This window comes from Krasilnikovia sp. MM14-A1259 (genome assembly GCF_047159535.1).
Classification (GTDB): Bacteria; Actinomycetota; Actinomycetes; order Mycobacteriales; family Micromonosporaceae; genus Actinoplanes.
The window spans coordinates 1706787-1725673 of record NZ_BAAGAJ010000002.1; the positions used below are offsets into that span (position 1 = coordinate 1706787).

The window sequence follows — 18887 nt, forward strand, 5'->3', positions numbered from 1 at the left end:
GAAACACGGGAAAGGAACCATCTGATGAGCGATCAGTCGACCGAAGCCAGGGGCGGTACCGCCGCGGACCTCACTCGGGCGTGGGCCGGCGATCCCCGTTGGCTGGGCGTCAAGCGCAGCTACACCGCGCAGGACGTGGTGAAGCTGCGGGGCACCGTCCAGGAACAGCACACGCTGGCCGAGCGGGGCGCCCGCCGGCTCTGGGATCTGCTGCACAACGAGGACTACATCAACGCGCTGGGCGCACTCACCGGCGGCCAGGCGGTCCAGATGGTCCGCGCCGGGCTCAAGGCGATCTACCTGTCCGGCTGGCAGGTGGCCGCGGACGCGAACCTCTCCGGGCACACGTACCCGGACCAGAGCCTCTACCCGGCGAACTCGGTGCCCGCGGTCGTGCGGCGCATCAACAACGCCCTGCTGCGGGCGGACCAGATCGACCACGCCGCGGGTCGCGACGAGCGTGACTGGCTCGCCCCGATCGTGGCCGACGCGGAGGCCGGCTTCGGCGGCCCGCTCAACGCGTTCGAGCTGATGAAGGGCATGATCGCGGCCGGTGCCGCGGGCGTGCACTGGGAGGACCAGCTCGCGTCGGAGAAGAAGTGCGGCCACCTCGGCGGCAAGGTGCTCATCCCGACCGCGCAGCACATCCGTACGCTGAACGCGGCGCGTCTGGCCGCCGACGTCTGCGGCGTCCCGTCGCTGATCATCGCCCGTACCGACGCGCTCGGCGCGGACCTGCTCACCACGGACGTGGACGAGCGCGACAAGCCGTTCGTCACCGGCGAGCGCACCGCGGAGGGCTTCTTCCGGGTCCGCAGCGGCCCCGAGGCGGCCATCGCCCGTGGCCTCGCGTACGCCGACTACTGCGACCTGATCTGGGTCGAGACCGGCACCCCGGACCTGGAGTTCGCGCGGCAGTTCGCCGAGGCGGTGCACAAGGAGCACCCCGGCAAGATGCTGTCGTACAACTGCTCGCCGTCGTTCAACTGGAAGCGCAACCTCGACGACGACACCATCGCCAAGTTCCAGCGCGAGCTCGGCGCGATGGGCTACAAGTTCCAGTTCGTCACGCTGGCCGGCTTCCACGCCCTCAACCACTCGATGTTCGAGCTGGCCAAGGGCTACTCCGAGACCGGCATGAGCGCGTACGTGAAGCTGCAGGAGGCGGAGTTCGCCAACGAGGCGATCGGCTACACCGCCACCAAGCACCAGGCGGAGGTCGGCACCGGGTACTTCGACGCGGTCTCCACCGCGCTGAACCCGGACTCCTCCACCACCGCGCTGTCGGGCTCCACTGAGGAAGAGCAGTTCTGACATGCGTACCCAGGAGGAGATCACGATCACCGGCTCCGCCGAGGGCCGGTACACAGAGATCCTGACTCCGGAAGCGATCGACTTCGTCGTCGCCCTGGATCGTGAGTTCGGCGCGCGCCGGGTCCAGCTTCTGGACCGGCGCCGCCGGCGCCGGGCAACCCGCACCACGGAGCTCGACTTCCTGCCGTCCACGAAGGTCATCCGCGATGACGAGTCGTGGCAGGTGGCTCCGCCGGTGCCGGACCTGACCGACCGCCGGGTCGAGATCACCGGTCCGCCGGAGCGCAAGATGACCGTCAACGCGCTCAACTCCGGTGCCAAGGTGTGGATGGCCGACTTCGAGGACGCCACCGCACCGACCTGGGACAACGTCATCACCGGCCAGCTCAACCTGAAGGACGCGCTGGACGGAAAGATCGACTTCACCGCCTCGGACGGCAAGGAGTACAAGGTCGGCGAGACCTTGCCGACCATCATGGTGCGCCCGCGCGGGTGGCACCTGCCGGAGTGCCACGTGCGCATCGGCGGGCGGGCGGTGTCGGCGTCGCTGTTCGACTTCGGCATGTACCTGTTCCACTGCGGCCAGAAGCAGCTCGACCGGGGCTCAGGGCCGTACTTCTACCTGCCGAAGCTGGAAAGTCACCTGGAGGCCCGCCTCTGGAACGACGTGTTCGTCTTCGCCCAGGAGCGGCTGGGCATCGCCCGCGGCACGATCCGCGCGACGGTGCTCATCGAGACGATCACGGCAGCGTTCGAGATGGAAGAGATCCTCTACGAGCTGCGCGAACACTCGGCCGGCCTGAACGCGGGCCGGTGGGACTACCTGTTCAGCATGATCAAGAACCGCCCGGACGTGGTCCTGCCGGACCGTGCCCAGGTGACCATGACCGCGCCGTTCATGCGGGCGTACACGGAACTGCTCGTGCGCACCTGCCACCGGCGCGGGGCCCACGCGATCGGCGGTATGGCCGCGGTCGTGCCCAGCCGTGACCCGGTGGCCGCCAAGCGCGCGCTCAACCAGGTCCGGCAGGACAAGCGGCGCGAGGTCGGCGACGGCTTCGACGGCTCGTGGGTGGCCCACCCCGGCCTGGTGGAGACGTGCAAGGAGGTCTTCGACCAGTGGCTCGGCCACGAGCCGAACCAGGTCGTGCGGCGCCGCGACGACGTGCACGTCACCGCGGAGCAGCTGCTCGACGTCCGGTTCGGCACGGTCGCGGTCAGCGAGGTGGCGTTGCGTACGTCGGTCAGCGTCGCGCTGCGCTACGTCGCGGCCTGGCTGGGCGGGCGGGGCGCGGTCGCGCTGAACGGCCTGATGGAGGACGCCGCCACGGCGGAGATCTGCCGGGCCCAGCTGTGGCAGTGGATCGCGCAGGGCACCCCCACCGACTACGGCGTGCCGGTCACGGCGGGCCTGGTGATGCGGTTCCTGCGCGAGGAGCTCGACGTGCTCAGCGAGACCGGGGCACTGGACGAGGAGTCGGCGCGGCTGTTCGGCCAGGCGCGCACGCTGCTGACCGTGCTGCTCAGTGAGCGTACGTGTCCGGAGTTCCTGACTCTGCCGGCTTATCTGCGGCACATGGGTGGCGGCATCGCGACGCCCGCCACCCAGACCGCCGCGATAGCTGCCTGATCGGTGGCAGCTGCGGCCCGGGGGTGAAACCCCCGGGCCGCTTCGCGTTTCCGCCCCGCCCCGGCTGGCACGATTCCGTGATTCGGCCCCCTGAATCGTTTCCTAACGTCAATGCCACACAGCGGTCATGTGGCCCGCTGACTCCGGCGCAAGGGAGCGCGGCGTGGCGATTGGCAGAAGGTCTTTCCTGGGTGGCGCAGTGGGAACGGCCGTCGGCGCCCTGGCGGCCTGCGGCACCGCGGGCACCACGGCCCGCCCGGCGGCGGCGCCGAACCCGGCCCCGGCGTCCGGGAAACCGTCCGCCTCGCCCTCCTCGGCACCCGTCGGCGACGGCAGCACCCACGACAGCGGGCCGCAGCCGCACCAGCCCGTCGCGCAGCGGCTCGCGCCCGGTGAGACGCCCCCGCAGTTCGTGGTGCTGTCCTGGGACGGCGCCGGCGAGACCGCGGCCAAACTGTTCTCCCGGTTCCGCGGTCTCGCCCAGGACGTGCACGGCTCGATGACGTTCTTCCTCTCCGGGATCTACACGCTGCCCGAGTCGAAGCGGATGTCGTACAGGCCCCCGCAGCATCCGGTCGGTTCCTCCGCCATCGGGTTCCTCTCCGACTCCTCGGTGCACGCCACGATCGAGCAGGTGGGCCTGGCCTGGAACGAAGGCCACGAGATCGGAACCCACTTCAACGGTCACTTCTGCGGCCCGACCGGGGTGCAGCGGTGGTCGCCCGCAGACTGGGACTCCGAGATCGACCAGGCGATCGGGTTCGTGTCGAACTGGCGGACCAACACCGGATTCACCGACCTGCCGCCGCTGCCGTTCGACTACCGGCGCGAGCTGATCGGCGGCCGTACGCCGTGCCTGGAGGGCGGGGCCAATCTACGGCGGGCCAAACGGGTCCAGGGCTGGAAGTACGACAGCTCCGGAACGGGCACCCAGGTGTGGCCGTCGCGCTTCGCCAACGGCCTGTGGAACCTGCCGATGCAGCAGATCCCCTTCCCCGGGCACAGCTTCGAGGTCCTGTCGATGGACTACAACATGATGTACAACCAGTCGAAGATCCCCAACGGCGATCCCCGCATGCGCGCCACGTGGGGCAGTCAGGCGCGGGAGTCGTTCCTGGCCGGGTTCCGGCGCGCGTACGGCTCGAACCGGGCACCGCTGATCATCGGCAACCACTTCGAGCGCTGGAACGGCGGCATCTACATGGACGCCGTCGCCGCGGCGGTCACCGCGATGGCGGAGCACCCCGACGTACGGTTCGTGTCGTTCCGCCAGCTCGTCGCATGGCTCGAGGCGCAGGATCCGGCCGTACTGCGCCGCCTGCGTTCCCTGCCCGTGGGGCAGCGGCCGGCGGGCGGCTGGGCCGAATACCTGGGCGCCGCGTGACAACGTTGCGTCACCATCGCGCGGCCGGGATGAGTGTGTTTACCCTGGTGCCATGACTCTGCCGCTGCGGGTGACGGTGGCGCCCGAGCGGGCCGACGCCGCACCCGGCGACGCCCTCACGTTCGACGTGACCGTGCGCAACGCCAGCGACATCGTGGAGCATTACGCCCTCGAACTGCTCGGCCTGCCCGAGGGGGCCACGGTCCGTACCGAGCCGGAGGTCGCCAAGCTGCGGCCCTCCGAGACCGGCACCCTCACGGTACGGGTGACCCTGCCCGTGCAGCCGCCCGCGCCGGCCGGGACGTACGTGCTCGGGGCACTGGTGAAGTCCCGGTACCGCGACGACGTCTCGCGCTGCGTCGAAGTGCCGCTGCAGTTGGCGGCGGTCGAGCAGATCACCCTGCGCGCCACCCCCGAGATCGTGACCGGGGGCCGGGCCGGGCGCTACACCATCGAGATCGGCAACGGCGGCAACGCCCCGGTCCGCCTGTACCTGGCCGCCACCGACCCGGAACGCCGGGTACGCACCGAGTTCCAGCCGCCCTGGGTGGACCTGCCGCCCGGCACGTCCGCGCAGGCCCTGCTGTCGGTGCAGGCCCCGCTGCCGTGGAACAAGGAGAAGCAGCGGCAGCTCACCATCACCGCGACACCCGACCTGCCCGGCGCCGCGGCCGGCACCGGTACGGCCACGTTCGTTCAGCAGCCCCGCTTCGCGTCGAAGTTCGCGAAGGTCGCCGGGATCGGCGCCGCGGTGGCTCTGCTGGCCGCCGCGATCGCGGTGCCCGCCCTCGTGGTCAACGCGAACAAGCACGACAACAAGTCGCCCCAGAACAGCGCAGCCACCGGACCGCAGAGCGCCGCCGCGCCGCCGCCCGCGCCCAGCGCCGCCCCGTCGTCCGCGGCCGCGCCGTCCGCACCGGCCAGCAGCGCCGCGACGGCATCGTCCGCTCCCCCGTCGTCCACCACGCCGTCGGCGTCCACGTCGAGCGCCGGTGGGGGCGGCACCCGGGACGTGGACCTGGGTGCGGTCGGTACGGGCGTACTGGCCAGCGACGCGTTCCGCAACCAGGGCTTCCTGGCCAGCGCCGATCCCGGCACGGTGGTTGTCGCCGGGTGTGAGGACGCGCGCAGTGTCGCGATCGTCGCCGGCCCGGACGGTCGGAAGTTCCTCACCTCCTCCAGCGCCGACGACCCGGCGAAATGCCACACCGTCCCGCTGATGATCGACTTCGCGGCGGACGCGCCCGCCGGATCCGTCAAGGTGACCCCGCTGAACCCGGACACCCTGGAGATGGAGGTCGTGTACCGCGACCTCACCCGCGAGGTGCGGCCCGACCTCACGGTCGCCAACGCGGCCGGGCACGGCGGCATCGACTTCGTCCTGGTCCGGCCCCGCGCCGGTGCGGGCGGTGCGACGCCCGCCGACGTCGCGATCACCGGGATCCGGATCGGCCCGCTGGGCTGACGGGTCTCCCCCACCGCGTGACGGTCGCCGTCGTCGGCAGCGCGACCCGTGACCGGGCGATAAGGTGCGGGTGCTGTGCCGGTCCACATGCCACACCACCGACTCGATGGGATCACCGCGATGGCCAAGGTCATCTCCACGCTGTTCGTCTCGGCCGACGGCGTCGCCGAGGTCGACCCCGATTGGCATTTCCCGTACTTCGACGAGAACATGGGCCGCGCCGTCACCGAGGACTACGACACCTCCGACGTGCTGCTCATCGGCCGCGTGACGTACGACAGCTTCGCCGGGGCGTGGCCCGAGCGGGAGGCGGGGGGCGGCGACGACGCCTCGTTCGCGAAGCAGCTCGGAGACGCACGCAAGATCGTGGCCTCCCGGCAGCCGCTGGAGTTCTCGTGGCGCAACTCCGAACTGATCGCAGGCGACCTCGTCGAGGCCGTCACCGCGCTCAAGACCGACGCCGGTGTCCAGGGCATCCTCATCCCCGGATCGATCTCCGTGGTGCAGCAGTTGCTCGCCGCGGGCCTGGTCGACGAGCTGCGCCTGCTGGTGCACCCGGTGGCGGCGCGCAAGGGCCGCAAGCTGTTCGACGACGGCGACGTGCCCTATCACCTGACGGTGCTGGCGACCGAGGCGTTCCCGACCGGCGTGCTCCGGGTGATCTACGCGCCGGCCCCGCCACCCGCCAAGGTCGGCTACGACGACATCAAGAGCCAGGTGCCCGAGGGCAAGTAACGGCCGTCACGGTCCGCGGGCCGGCCGGGTTCGACTCGGTGGTCGGCCGGGTGCGAATCGGGAACCTGGTATCAGCCGCGCGACGGCACCGCCGACGCGGATAGTGTGAAGCTCACGCCCGTGCGGTTGACCAGACAGGTACGAACGGCCGGCGTCCTCGCGGCCCTCGTCGCGGTGGCCGTCGCCGCCGGTTCCGCGGGCGCGGCTGCGCTGGTGGCCGGCGAGCAGCGTGACAACGCCCAGCAGCAACTCGACCGGCGTTCCTCCCTGGTGGCGGCGGCCGTGACCGCCGAAGCCGGCCGGTATGTGGACACGCTGCGCATGGTCGCCGCAGACCTGAGCGGTCCCGACGCACCGACCGCGGCCCGTTTCACCCAGGCCGTGCAGCCGCTGGACGACATGCGGCTGGCCGGAGCCGCCTCGATCGGCTTCGTCGTGCCCAGCGCCGCCGGCGACGTCACCGCGACCCAGGCGCGATGGCGCGCACGTGGCGTTCCCCAGCTCACGCTGCACCCCGCGGAGGGCAACCACGGGCACATGTTCTCGGTCGTCAGCCGCCGCTTCGACGCCCGGCCCGCCACGACCGGGGTCGACTTCTCGCCGGCCCCTGCCCCGGCGCAGGCGCTGGCCCGGTCCCGTCGCACCGGCCAGGTGTCCGTCTCCGACGCGTATCAGCTTCTGGCCGACCGGCAACTGCCCGCCGCGCAGCGTCAACTGTCGTTCGCCCTCACCGCCCCGGTCTACGGGCCCGCGACCGAGGCCGGGCCGCGGGAGTTCCGCGGGTGGGTGGTCATGGCCATGCGCGGGCAGGACTTCATGGGCGCCACCCTGACCCGGCTCTCGCAGAACCTGATCGACGTCACCCTGCACGCTCCCGGCACGGACGGCACCCGCCCGGCCGTCGCCGCCCTGATCGCCAACACGCCCGAGCACCGCGATCTGCGCCGAACCGCGGACGTCGCGGTCGCCGACCGGAACTGGTCGCTGACGGTCAACTCCGTCGCGAAACTGCTACCGGGCGGCTCGACCCGGCTGCCGCTGCTGGTCGCGGTCGTCGGCACGCTGATCGGCCTGCTGTCGGCCGGCCTGGTGTGGGTCCTGGCCACCGGGCGCGCCCGGGCCGAGGCACGCGTACGCACCGCGGTGGCGCGGCTGAGCGCCGCCCGCGACGGGCTCGCCCAGCAGCGGACCTACCTGACCCAGGTCCTCGACAACCTCGACACGGCCGTGATCACCTGCGACACCACCGGGGCGATCGTGCACGCCAACCAGACCATCGTCGACTGGAGCCGGGCGCACGGCGCCACCGGCACCGGCGCAGCGCCCGACGATCTGGACCGGGCGCTGGCCCGGGCCCTGTTCGGCCATTCCATCATGGGCGAAGAGATGACCATCGAACCGCCCGGCCGGCCCCGGCGCAACCTGCTGGTCGATGCGCGGCCGCTGCGCGACTACACCGGACGCATCATCGGTGCGGTCTGCTCCGCCTCCGACATCACCGTGCTACGCGAACGCGAAGCCGACCTGCAGGCGTTCGCCGGTGTCGTCGCGCACGACCTGAAGGGCCCGCTCGGCGCGGTCGCCGGGTTCGCCGAGATCCTGGACGACCACCTCGACGCCGGCACGACCGAGCCGACCCAGCTCCGTCCCGCCCTGAACCGCATCCGCAGCGGCATGGACCGGATGCGCCGGCTCATCGACGATCTGCTCGCCTACGCCACCGCCCGCGACGCCCAGTTGCACCGCGAACCGGTCGACCTGCAGGCCCTCGTCGCCGAGGTCGTCACCGAGCGCACCGCCCCGTTGCGCGCCGGACGCGTCCCGCAGGCCCAGCTCCCGACCATCGAGACCGGCCCGCTGCCGGTCGTCAACGCGGACCCGGCGATGATCCGCCAGCTGCTCGACAACCTCATCGGCAACGCCCTGAAGTACACCCGGCCGGGCCAGCCCGCCCACATCGCCATCTCCAGCCGGCCCGCCGGCGGTGGCACGGCCGGGATCGAGATCGCCGACCGGGGCATCGGCATCCCCGCCGCCGACCAGCCGCACGTGTTCACGTCGTTCCACCGCTCCGCCAGCCATCGCGGCTACGCCGGAACCGGACTCGGCCTGAGCATCTGTCAGCGCATCATCGACCGGCACGAGGGCACCATCACCGTGTCCGACAATCCGGGTGGGGGCACCCGCATGCGGTTCACCCTGCCCACCGTCACGGGAGCAGGACTTCCGAACTCGTCCCACCCGGCCTACGCCGCCCTGCCCCAGGGCCGGGTGCGCACCCCGGCCGTGGCGGGCCGCTGAGCCTGGGTGCACAGGGTCGCCGGGTACGGCCGGCGACCCTGGCCGTCAATTGGCGATGCCGCTGTTGCCGCCGGCCCGGCTGCCCCACTGCAGTTCCGGCATCACGACGGCGGGCGCCGGAGCCGGCGCGTTGTACTGCAGCGTGTCGCGAACGTTCTTCTGTACCGCGACAGCAGCGAACAACGTCATGGCGAACGAGAGGCCGTAGAAGCCCTTCTCGCTGAGCGCCATCCCGCTGTTCCACAGGCCGACCGCCAGCATCAGCACGGCGAGGGCGAGCACCGCCCACGACAGTCCCAGGTACAGAGCTGACACCGGGAGGTTCTCCGCCCGGTCACGGACCGCCTTCTGCAGAGAAACGGCGGCGAACAATCCGAGAACGACAACCGCGGCGTAGAAGCCTTTCTCGCTCTTGGTCATCGTGGCGTTCCACAGCCCGACCGCGAAGGTGATGACGCCGAGAACCAGCACCGCCCAGGAGGCTCCAACGAAGGCAGCAGTGGGCTTGGCCTGGGACGACGGTTGATTGGACATCTCATTCTCCGAATGGGTGAGCAGCGCCGGCATTCTGCCGGATAGGTGGGTCGCAAACGTGAACCGGCGAGCGCCGTTTCATGAGAGATCAGCCTGCTGAATGGCCGGACGACGATCCTGAGTAGCGGTACTCAACCGCGGTGGGTACGCCGTTGCCCATTCCCTGAGTCCGCTCCTTCCCGGTGTCGCCGGCGCAGCCCCTCACGCCGGACGCCGCGGACCATCGGCAGCCGACCCGAAGAGTTGAGGAGGAGCTGCCCGTCGGTCAGGCGCAAAGGGGACACCGAGCGCACCGTGGGACGGCGGGAACGCTCAGCGCAGGAACGTCCAGACGAGTACGCCGATCAGGACGAGCAGCGCCAGTACGGCGAGCACCACGAGCGCGATCACCCAGCCCCAGCCGCCGTGCTGCGGCTGGTGACGCGGTACGGGCGGGCCGAGTACCACCGGTTCCGGCCGGGCGGGGCGCAGTTCATGGCCGCACCGTTCGCAGCGGATCCGTGCCCCCTCGTTGCCGTACCCGCAGCGGGGGCAGGCGACCTGGCCGGGGGCCACGGGCGGGCGGCCGTACGTGGCCGCGGGGAACTGGCGGGTGTCGGCCCGGCCCGGGGCGGAACGCAGCAGGCCGGTCGGGTCGTCCTTCTCGTTCGGGGAACGCGGTACGGCTCGGGCGTCGTCCTCGGCCGGGGGGCGCAGGAACATCAGCGGGTAGCCGCAGCGCGGGCACAACTGGTCGACGTCCGGGCGTACCGGGGAACCGCAGTCCGGGCACGGCATCTGCCGCATCCCGCCGCCGCGCTCAGCCATTGCCGGTCCCGGGGTCGCCGCCACTGCCGGGGCCTTCCGGCGGGCGGGCCCGGCCGCGGGCGGTCTGCGGATGGAACCGGACGTCGAGCTGCACCCGGGCGCCCAGCGGCAGCTCGCTCTGCAGGAAGCCGAGCACCTGCCGCTCGGTGAGGTGCCCGGTGTGGTCCATCTGCACCACGACGACCGGGTCGGCGGGCGGGACCGTGTCGTTGCGGCCGTACACGCCGCCCGCGTCGACGACCGTGACCCGCGCGCCGGTGGCCGCCTCCAGCAGGGCCTCCACCCCGAAGCGTGTGCCGCGCCAGCCCAGCAGCCGGCCCACCTCGCGGACCATGGAACGCCGGTACTCGGCCGGGTCGGTGGGCTCCAGCTCCACCCCCAGCCACGCGCCGAGGAACTGCAGCATCTCCGGGCTGGCCAGGCCGGTGTCGATCTGGTGCTCGACGCTGTCGATGCGTTCCCGGACGGTGTCGGCGACCTCCTCGAACGCGGACACGAACCCGTGCAGCACCGGGTCGGTGGCCATGACCCTGGGAAGCTGGCCCACCAGCCAACCGGTCGTGACGGTCACTGCTGCACCACCACCCGATGCTCGTACGACATGAACAGCGCCTCCGGCATGAGGCGCAGCCGCTGCTCCACCTGGTCCAGGGTGCGCTTGCGGCGCAGGTCGGCGGAGAAGAAATGTACGGCCTCCACGCCCTGCACGCCGAACGATCCGTGCAGCACGCCGTACACGTCGCCGAGGCGCAGGTCGGTGTCGAACGGCCAGCCCTGCCCGCTCGGGCCGCCGGTCAGCGGGTTCAGGTACTCGTACAGCGCCCGCTCGGCGCGTTCCCGGACCGTCTCGGTGCGGACACCGGGCCCGGCCCGCACCTCCGCGACCACCTTGACCCCCTGGTAGCGGGGCGAGTCGATGCGCAGCCGCATGGTGAGCAGCCGGCGCGGCTCCAGGTACGCCTTGATCTGCTCCTCCAGCTCGTCGGAGATCGCCAGGTCGTCCAGGGTCAGCGCTTCCGGGGCGATGTCGACGCGCGGGACCACGAGCAGCCGGGCCGGTTCGTCCGGGGACGCGGGAGGCAGGCAGCGGGCCCGCGCGACGCTCGGGGCGGCGTCCAGGGTGAGGCGTTCGACGTCCTCGGCGGTGACCGCGCGGCGGCCGCCACGCAGCAGCATCGGGCCGCGCACCTTCGCGTTCTCCACGGTCTCCGCGTCGACCCCGCCCGCGCTGGGATCCAGGTTGGTGACCGAGGCGACGAACGGGATCGACGTGTGCAGGACGGTCAGCCGGTCGGCGGCGACGTTGCCGCGGCGGCCCCCGCCGAACCGGTAGCCGGTGACGTAGATCTGCGCGTCGATCGGCGGGATCGCCCCGTGCTGCCACACCTGGCCGTGCCGGTCCAGCACCCGCGGCCCGAACCGGATCTCCCCGGTGGCCCCGGACCAGGTGTAGACCTGGTCGTCCTCGGTGGCGTCGGCCAGGTCGGCGACCTCCATCCAGTCCTGTTCCTCGGGTTCGCCGGTGCGTTCGTGGCGGGGCAGCACCACCCGGACGTGCTCGTCGTGGCGGCGCGGCAGCACCGGCACGCGGCGTACCTGAAAGACCTGGCCGGGGCGGCCGGTGCTGGCGCCGAGCAGTTCGGCCGGGGCGGGTTCGGCGTGGTGGGCGGGCACCGCGCCGCCCAGTGCCACCGCGGACAGCGACTCCAGCACGGGCGGGTTGGTGTATTCGGGCTGGCCCTCGACCGCCCGGATCAGGCGGCAGCGCAGCCAGTGTGCGCGCCGGGAACCGATCGCGAGGGCTTCGTGGCGGGCCGGCAGCAGCAGCGTCACCTGGCCGGGACTGTTGAAGCCCGCGCTGGTGTCCTCCAGGATGCGCACGTCACGCCACTGCTGGCCGTCCCACGCCTCCCAGACGCGGGGCGGGCGGCGCGGGTCCACCCCGGCGCCCTCCGGGCCGGTGTGCACGTCGAGGCGCAGCAGGTTGCCCGCGGCCGACTCGGCCAACCCGAAATACACCGCCTCGTCGTGGGTCAGGCTGGGGAACAGCCGCACGGACGACGCTTCGGTGCGCAGCGTGTCCCAGTGGTCGGTGTACCGGTCGCCGGTATGCGTCAGGCAGGCCGTCAGCTCGGGCGGGGTCACCTGCAGCTCGGTGTCGGTGAGGAAGACGACCGGTTCCTCGTCCTCGCGGCGTTCCGTGCTGACCTGGGTACCCGCCGGCACCCGGACCACGTCCTCGCGCGGTGCGGTGAGCCGGAACAGCACGTCGGCGCGGGCGGGAACCGCGGAGAACAGCTCGACGCCGACCAGTTCGAGGAACTTCACGTACAGGCGGTCGGGGACCTGGTTGAGCCGGTACAGAGTCATCTCGGTCATCCAGGCGAACAGCTCGACGAGCGCCACCCCGGCATCGGAGACGTTGTGGTCCGTCCACTCCGGACAGAGCCGGTTGATGCGCCGTTTCGCCTCGTCCACGATGTCCTGGAAGCGGCGGTCGTCCAGGTCCGGCGCAGGCAGGCTCATGCTGCGCCTCCTTTCGGCATGCGCTCGCGGCCCTCGCTACGCTCGGTGCACTCGCTCATGCCGGCTCCTCGGTCGGGATGGTGTAAAACGGAAACACCAGGTTGCGTACGTCGTTGGTCGCCTTGATGCGGTAGGCCAGGGTGATGTGCACCGTGCCGGTGCCCTGCTCGCCCGTGGCGAGGACGGACTGCAGGTCGATCCGCGGCTCCCACCGTTCCAGGGCCTCGCGGACGGCCTGTTCGACCAGCCCGAGAGTGCCCGCGGTGATCGGGGCGAACAACTGTTCCCACATGGCGCAGCCGAACTCCGGGCGCATCACCCGCTCCCCCGGCACCGTGGACAGGATCATCCGGATCGCCGCGTCCACCTCGTCGACGCCGCTGACCAGCCGTACCGACCCGGTCCGCGAGATCGCCGCCGGGAACGCCCACCCGTTGCCGATGAAGTCGTGTGTCATGGCGGCCCCCGTCAGTTGAGCTTGATCGGCTTGCCGGACGCGGACAACGACCCGGACGCGTTGATCTCCACCTGGGCGCCGCTGAGCGTCAGCTTCTGGGTGGCCTTGATCTCCACCTGGCTCGCCGAGATGACCAGTTTCTGGTCGCCGGTCAGGGTGGACTCGGACTGGGCCAGCTTCACCGTGCAGGGGCTGCCGCCCAGGCTCAGCGTGACCGACGGCGCGTCGTCGTCGAGCGTCAGCCGGGAGTCCTTGCGGCTGACCAGCATTCGCTGCTTGACCTTCCCGCCGGACGCGGCGTCCGGCTGGGGCGGGTTGTCGTCACGGTTCCACAGCCCGCCGAGTACCACCGGCCGGGCGTGGTCGTCGAGTTCGAAGCCGACCAGCACCTCGTCGTCCACCTCGGGCAGCCACTGCATGCCGCGCTGGCGGCCCGCGCCGGGGGCGGCCACCCGGGCCCACGCGCTCTCGTCGTCCGCGGACAGTGTCGGGAACGTGACCCGGACGCGGCCCAGCTTCTCCGGGTCGTCGTTGTTCGTGACGATGCCGACGACCAGGCCGCCCCAGCCGCGCCGGTCGCCGCCCGCGGTGGCGGGGCTCGTCAGGTCGGCCAGTCCGCCGGGCTCCTTGCCGCCACACACGAAGCGGGTCACGTACGGGCGGCCCGCCCCGTACGTGTGCTCGACGCCGGTGACCCGGTACTTGCCGGTGAGCCGGGAACCGGCCCCCTCGATCTGCACCTTGGCACCGGCCGCGATGTTCGGATCTCCGGCCGCCTCGCCGCGCAACACCACCTCCTCGCCGGAGGCACGCAGCAGCAGCGCGGAGGCCAGCTTGTCCGCCTCGGCCTGGTCGGTGACCGGGAACTGCCCCGCGTTGCGTTTGACCCGCCCGAACGCGCGCCGCGCCGCCCCGGTGAGCTCGTCGGCGGCGGGCGCGTCCGTACCCGGGTCGGGCTGGTCGGCGCGGCCCGCGATGGCCTGCTTGCCGAGCTGATCCCAGCCGCGGATCTGCACCTCGTCGCAGCGTTCCGCGGCGGAGAACCGTACGGTGAAGCGGCTGAGGTTCTGCCCGAAGCGCAGCTTCGGCGGGGTGACGGCGGAGCGCGGGGTGCGTTTGAAGCAGAACTTGCGTTCGCTGACCCACACGTCGTAGCCGATGCGGGCGGCGCGGCGGCGCAGGAACGCGTAGTCGGTCTCCCCGGCCTGCAGCACGTAGTCGTGCACCGAGCCGGTGGCGTCCACGTCCGGATCGAGGCCGTATTCGCCCGCGATGCGGCTGGCGATGTCGGCGTCGGTGACCCGCTGGAAGCTGCGCGACTTGGGTTCGCGGGCCATCCGGTGGGTCAGGTCGAAGCCGGTGAGCACCAGTTCGTGCCGCCCGGAGGCGCCCGGCTCGATGACGACCGCGGTGACCTCCCCGGACGTGACCACCACCGGGTCACCCTCGGCGCGGAACGCGATGTCCAGCTTGGTGCCCAGCGTGAACGTGCCCCTGTCGAACAGCTCGAAGTGCGGGTCGTCGAAGTGCACCGCGAAGAAGTCCGGCAGGTGCACCGACTCCTCGACCCGTACCAGGGCCAGCCGCGGGTACAGGTCCGGAGGCAGGGGCCGCCCGTCCACGGTCAGCACCACGCCGTCCAGGCGCCGGGTCGCCTCAGCCACGGCGGCGCACCGGCAGCTCGGGGATGACCAGCAGCGTGCCGGGGGCGAGACCGATCGGGTCGACCACGCCGTTGGCGGCGGCGATGAGCCGCCACCGGGTCGCGTCGGCGTAGTGCCGGGCGGCTACCCGGTCGAGCGTTTCGCCGTGCCCCAGCCGGTGCACCGTGTGCAATGTGGGGGTGTGCGAGGTCGGGTTCTGCAGCGGCGGCTTGTCCTCGTCCTTGTACTGCTTGAGCGACAGGTCGGCCTTGGCGCGCAACGGCATCCCGTCGGCCGCGAAGTACGTGAACTTCACCTGCAGCCGTTCCACGATCGCCTTGAACGAGTGCAGCTTGCCCCAGTGGAACTCCACCCACGGCGGCCGCGCCTTGTTGCGTTGCTTGTCCGAGCCGGGCAGGCTCTGGTCCACCTTGAGCAGATCGAGCAGCTTGTTGGTGTGGACCGTGACGTCCTCGCCCGTGGCGGTGGTGTCCAGCGTGATGCTCAGCGCGAGGGTGCCCGACTGTCCGGCCTGAAACCGCAGCTCCGGCGCGTTGCCGCCCTTGTTCTCGGCGGCGTTCCAGGTGTTGGCCTTGGTGATGGTCAGCTCGGCCGGGTTGAACAGGAAGTCGATCTGGACGTTCTTCTCGGTCTTGAGGAACGCCTTCGCGGGTGCGGTGGGTGCGGTCATCAGAACACTCCTGCCCAGCGACCGCCGCGGCGCTCGATCTCGCGCAGCAGCCGCGCCTCGACGATCTCCACAACCTTGTCCGGGTCCAGGGCCGCCTTCGCCGCCCCGACCGCGCCGCCCGCGACCGTGGAGACCGCCTGGCCGGCTGCGCCGGAGACCGCGCCCGCCGCGGCGTCGACGGCACCCGTGGCCGCAGAGGCGGCGTCGGACACGACGCCGCCCGCAGACGTCATAGCCCCGGCGGCGGCGTCGGCTGCCTCGCCCGCGGCGCCGGTCAGCCGGGCCATCGGCCCGGACGTGGCTTCCAGTACGGCGGCCCGCGCGGCGCGGGTCGCCACGTCGCCGACCGCGCCGAGCCCGCCACCCACGGGCAGTTGGTCCACGATCCCCGCGGCGGCGGGTGCGGCGTCGGCGAGCCGCTGCCCGCCCGCCACGAGCAGTCCCTCGCCTGCCTGGCGGCCCGCGCCGAGCAGCCCGGATCCGGCGTCCGCGAGCCGCTGCCGGCCGGCCGCGAGGGCCTGCCGTTCGTCGTCGTCGAGCAACCCGGACGCGCGTTCCAGCAGGAACCGGGGCCGCCGCACCGGGCTGCGGGTGTGCATCAGCTCGTGCGCCAGGACCTCGGACATGGCCGGGACGTTCGGCGGCGCCTCGGGCAGGTGCACCACGGTGCCGGTGGTCGCGCCGCGCGCACCCGCGGCGGCGAGCGCCTGCCGGGTGGCCGGGCCGGTCGTGAACAGCGGCGGCCGGGCCCGCCCGGTCAGCGCGGATGCCATCGCGTGCAGGGCGCCGGGCAACTGCCGGGGAGCTTCGAGCGGGCGGGCGGCCACCGCGGCCTCCCACCGGGCCCGCGGGTCCGCATTTTCCGGTACGGGCGCCGCGTACCCGCCGAGCAGCCCCCGCCCGCCCAGCCGGGACGCGCTCACCACCCCCGACGGGTCGGGTTGCGTGCCCGGCGGCATCGCAGCGCCGCCCAGGACGGGCAGGTCCAGGGCGGATTCGGGGTTACGCACCGACGGGCCCGGTACGTGCGGCGCCACGAGCGATCGGGCGCCGACCGGCCGCCGGCCGGTCGCGAGGCCGTGGCTCGGGCCGGGCACGGCGCGGCCGGGGGATCCCGTACCCCGGCCGTCGCCGGGCCCGTGGGTGGTCGTCTCTGCGTGCGCCTCGAACCCGTCCGGGGACCGGTCGCGGTGCACCGGGCCAGGTGTAGCCGCCCGGCGGCCGAGGTGTCCGGTCCAGGCCATCAGCGGGCGAACGCCGAGCGGACCTTCCCGGTACGCCGCACCATCGCCCGCCCCCCGACGATCGGGGTGGCCGCTGCCGCTGCGCGACGCGCGACCGACGGAGCTGTCGGTGCCGCTGACGGCGCCGCGGGCTGCTGCCCCGCCGTGCAGCCCCGCCCCGCCGTGCGGCCCCGCCTTGCCGTACGGCCCCGCCCTGCCGTGCGGCCCAGCCCCGCCGTGCGGTGCAGCCGAGCCGTTGCCGTGAACGCCACGGCCGTGCCCTGCGGCACCCCGTGCGGTGGGTGGCGAATCGCCGCCCCACCGGTGGTCGCCCGAGACGATGCCGAGGGGCGGGCGCAGGACCAGGTCGTGGCCGGGGTGCACCTGTGGGCCGGGCACCGGGCCGACTCCCAGAGGCGCCCGCCCGGGACCGCGCCGGTCCACTGTTGCGGGCAGGCGCAGGGCGAGCGTGCCGGGCAGGCCCCGGCCGGTTGCTGCGCGGCTCCGAGCCGGAGAGCCGCGCAGCATGGCCGGGGCCCCGCCGATCGCGCCGTTGCCGGTGGCCGGCGGATCGGCGCGCCGCGACCATCGCCGCCACCACCGGCGCAGCAGCGTCCATGATGCCCGTACCGGCAGACCGGCGGCGATGTCGGCCGCGACCGCCGGCCCGCGGGCCGCACCCGAGCCGGGCCGTGGACGGCCGGGCCAGCGTACGGTGGCCAGCCGGCGCACGACCCGGCGCAGGGTACGCGGGCGGCGCTCACTTCCCGGAGCGGAAGCCACTGTGGCACACCTCCAGCTCCTCGATGGCGAGGTCACGCGACGACGCCGCGAACCGGGGCCCGGTCCACTTCACCGGTTTGGCCTCGAGGATCGTCCACGTGCGTACGGACTGGCCGGCGGCGTTCAGCACGCTGATCTTGCCGTTGCGCGGGGTGACCTTGTTGTGTTTGTCGGTCAGCCCCTCTCCCGAGCACTGCATGACCCACTCGAACAGGGCGTCGGTGTCGGTGAGGCCGCGCTTGAGCACGAGGTTGGGCCACTTCATCCGGCCGAGCAGCTTGTGCGTGTACGCGTTCTGCCCGCCCTCGGCCAGTTCCTCCACGTCGAGCTGCACCGACAGGCCGGACACCTCGGTGAACGAGCCGATCACGCTCGCACCGATCTCCAAGGTGAACTTGCCGACGAACGGCGGGTCCATCGTGTGCGCGTCAGCCACCCTGCACTCCTTGCCATGCGCGTTCGTTCAGTCCGCCGACCTCGCGCAGGAGCCGGATCCGGTCCCCGTGCTCCAGATCGAGCAGCCGGTCGAGGTCCCAGTGCAGGTGGTACGCCAGGAAAGCGATCTCCTGCCACAGCTCGTCGTGGGCGTAATGCCCTAGCCCACCTCCACGGACGTCGACGGGAAAGGGATGCCCGGCTCCAGCGTTTCGAGGATGCTCGGGTCCTGGAAGTTGATGATCCGGTACAGGTCCTGCAGGTAGCCGAAGTCGCTGACGAACAGCGACTCGATCGTCTTGGTGGTGACCCGCTGCACGCTGCCGAGTTCCGTGACGACGCGGGACAGCACGATGACCGTGGCGTACGCGTCGTTCTCCTTGACCCGCCCGTCGCGCAGCGGCTCGATCTCGTCGCGGGCGCACGCGAGCCGCATCACGCCCGTACGGTGCAGGGTGCCGTTGTCGTCGACGAAGCCCTTCGGCAGCGTGAACGGGTACTCGGTCTGCAGGCCGCTCATCCTCGGTGCAGCCCCTCGTGGGTGATGGTGACCTTCTCGGTCGCCACCTCGTTGGCACCGGCGTCGAGTTCGGCGCCGGTCCACTTGGAGACCCAGCCGCGTTCGAAGTTCCAGCGGGCGACCTCGGAGTGCATCGAGTCCTTGATGACGATCGAGCCGTCGCGGCGTGCCTTGTCGACGTCGCCGTCCTCGACCTGCTTGCGCCACTCCCACAGCGCCTTGGACTCGTCGATGCGGCGTTCCAGAGTGATGTCGCTCCACTTCATCGCCCCGGGCACCTTCCGGATGATCATCTTGCCGTCCTTGGTGGCCTCCTTGTACTCGATCGTCTCGGTCTCCGACTCGACGCCCGAGCATTTGCGGAAGCTGGCCATCTCGACTCCGCCGATCTCCAGGACGAAGTTGAACGTGGTCATCAGGTCTGGCATGTCGGTCTCCC

At 72.0% G+C, this 18887-nt stretch carries 17 protein-coding genes and 1 pseudogene; 6 read left to right on the forward strand and 12 right to left on the reverse strand.

Features of this window, described 5'->3' with window-relative positions; genetic code table 11:
- Nucleotides 1–24: 24 nt before the first annotated feature.
- The 6 genes from aceA to ACMCNK_RS07370 all read left to right on the forward strand — a co-directional run bounded on the left by aceA (nucleotide 25) and on the right by ACMCNK_RS07370 (nucleotide 8829).
- Nucleotides 25–1314, forward strand: a complete 1290-nt coding sequence (aceA, locus tag ACMCNK_RS07345; RefSeq protein WP_412735628.1) for an isocitrate lyase — start codon at nucleotides 25–27, stop codon at nucleotides 1312–1314.
- Between the two features lies 1 nt (nucleotide 1315).
- Nucleotides 1316–2944, forward strand: a complete 1629-nt coding sequence (gene aceB, locus ACMCNK_RS07350; protein WP_412735629.1) for a malate synthase A — start codon at nucleotides 1316–1318, stop codon at nucleotides 2942–2944.
- 199 nt (nucleotides 2945–3143) lie between these two features.
- Complete coding sequence (locus tag ACMCNK_RS07355) at nucleotides 3144–4328, forward strand: hypothetical protein (protein ID WP_412735630.1); 1185 nt, start codon at nucleotides 3144–3146, stop codon at nucleotides 4326–4328.
- A gap of 52 nt (nucleotides 4329–4380) precedes the next feature.
- Nucleotides 4381–5793, forward strand: coding sequence for a hypothetical protein (locus ACMCNK_RS07360; RefSeq protein ID WP_412735631.1), 1413 nt, complete (start codon nucleotides 4381–4383; stop codon nucleotides 5791–5793).
- A gap of 120 nt (nucleotides 5794–5913) precedes the next feature.
- Complete coding sequence (locus ACMCNK_RS07365; protein ID WP_412735632.1) at nucleotides 5914–6528, forward strand: dihydrofolate reductase family protein; 615 nt, start codon at nucleotides 5914–5916, stop codon at nucleotides 6526–6528.
- Nucleotides 6529–6648: 120 nt separating this feature from the next.
- The gene (locus ACMCNK_RS07370) at nucleotides 6649–8829 is read left to right on the forward strand and encodes an ATP-binding protein (RefSeq protein WP_412735633.1); all 2181 of its coding nucleotides are present in this window, start codon (nucleotides 6649–6651) and stop codon (nucleotides 8827–8829) included.
- Between the two features lie 45 nt (nucleotides 8830–8874).
- On the opposite strand, the gene yiaA is transcribed toward ACMCNK_RS07370, so the two are convergent.
- The 12 genes and pseudogenes from yiaA to ACMCNK_RS07430 all read right to left on the reverse strand — a co-directional run bounded on the left by yiaA (nucleotide 8875) and on the right by ACMCNK_RS07430 (nucleotide 18876).
- The gene (yiaA, locus tag ACMCNK_RS07375; protein ID WP_412735634.1) at nucleotides 8875–9396 is read right to left on the reverse strand and encodes an inner membrane protein YiaA; all 522 of its coding nucleotides are present in this window, start codon (nucleotides 9394–9396) and stop codon (nucleotides 8875–8877) included.
- A 279-nt stretch (nucleotides 9397–9675) separates the two neighbouring features.
- On the reverse strand, nucleotides 9676–10170 hold the full coding sequence (locus ACMCNK_RS07380; protein ID WP_412735635.1) for a hypothetical protein: 495 nt from the start codon (nucleotides 10168–10170) through the stop codon (nucleotides 9676–9678).
- Nucleotides 10163–10741 (reverse strand): phage tail protein, encoded by a 579-nt coding sequence (locus tag ACMCNK_RS07385; RefSeq protein WP_412735636.1) that lies wholly within the window; start codon nucleotides 10739–10741, stop codon nucleotides 10163–10165. The genes ACMCNK_RS07380 and ACMCNK_RS07385 overlap by 8 nt, the downstream gene beginning before the upstream one ends.
- Nucleotides 10738–12696 (reverse strand): putative baseplate assembly protein, encoded by a 1959-nt coding sequence (locus ACMCNK_RS07390; protein ID WP_412735637.1) that lies wholly within the window; start codon nucleotides 12694–12696, stop codon nucleotides 10738–10740. The genes ACMCNK_RS07385 and ACMCNK_RS07390 overlap by 4 nt, the downstream gene beginning before the upstream one ends.
- A 55-nt stretch (nucleotides 12697–12751) precedes the next feature.
- Nucleotides 12752–13153 (reverse strand): GPW/gp25 family protein, encoded by a 402-nt coding sequence (locus ACMCNK_RS07395; RefSeq protein WP_412735638.1) that lies wholly within the window; start codon nucleotides 13151–13153, stop codon nucleotides 12752–12754.
- Between the two features lie 11 nt (nucleotides 13154–13164).
- Nucleotides 13165–14817 carry a VgrG-related protein gene (locus ACMCNK_RS07400; RefSeq protein ID WP_412735639.1) on the reverse strand — a complete coding sequence of 551 codons (1653 nt, stop codon included), beginning with the start codon at nucleotides 14815–14817 and terminating at the stop codon, nucleotides 13165–13167.
- Nucleotides 14810–15487 (reverse strand): CIS tube protein, encoded by a 678-nt coding sequence (locus tag ACMCNK_RS07405; protein ID WP_412735640.1) that lies wholly within the window; start codon nucleotides 15485–15487, stop codon nucleotides 14810–14812. The genes ACMCNK_RS07400 and ACMCNK_RS07405 overlap by 8 nt, the downstream gene beginning before the upstream one ends.
- Complete coding sequence (locus ACMCNK_RS07410; protein ID WP_412735641.1) at nucleotides 15487–17493, reverse strand: DUF4157 domain-containing protein; 2007 nt, start codon at nucleotides 17491–17493, stop codon at nucleotides 15487–15489. Before ACMCNK_RS07410 ends, ACMCNK_RS07405 begins: the two co-directional genes overlap by 1 nt.
- Complete coding sequence (locus tag ACMCNK_RS07415) at nucleotides 17471–17929, reverse strand: phage tail protein (RefSeq protein ID WP_412735642.1); 459 nt, start codon at nucleotides 17927–17929, stop codon at nucleotides 17471–17473. Before ACMCNK_RS07415 ends, ACMCNK_RS07410 begins: the two co-directional genes overlap by 23 nt.
- Nucleotides 17922–18071: pseudogene (locus ACMCNK_RS07420) on the reverse strand (DUF6760 family protein); the annotation flags it as partial. The gene ACMCNK_RS07415 and the pseudogene ACMCNK_RS07420, both read right to left, overlap by 8 nt.
- Before the next feature lie 17 nt (nucleotides 18072–18088).
- The gene (locus tag ACMCNK_RS07425) at nucleotides 18089–18448 is read right to left on the reverse strand and encodes a hypothetical protein (RefSeq protein ID WP_412735643.1); all 360 of its coding nucleotides are present in this window, start codon (nucleotides 18446–18448) and stop codon (nucleotides 18089–18091) included.
- Nucleotides 18445–18876 (reverse strand): phage tail protein, encoded by a 432-nt coding sequence (locus ACMCNK_RS07430; RefSeq protein WP_412735644.1) that lies wholly within the window; start codon nucleotides 18874–18876, stop codon nucleotides 18445–18447. Before ACMCNK_RS07430 ends, ACMCNK_RS07425 begins: the two co-directional genes overlap by 4 nt.
- Nucleotides 18877–18887: the final 11 nt, after the last annotated feature.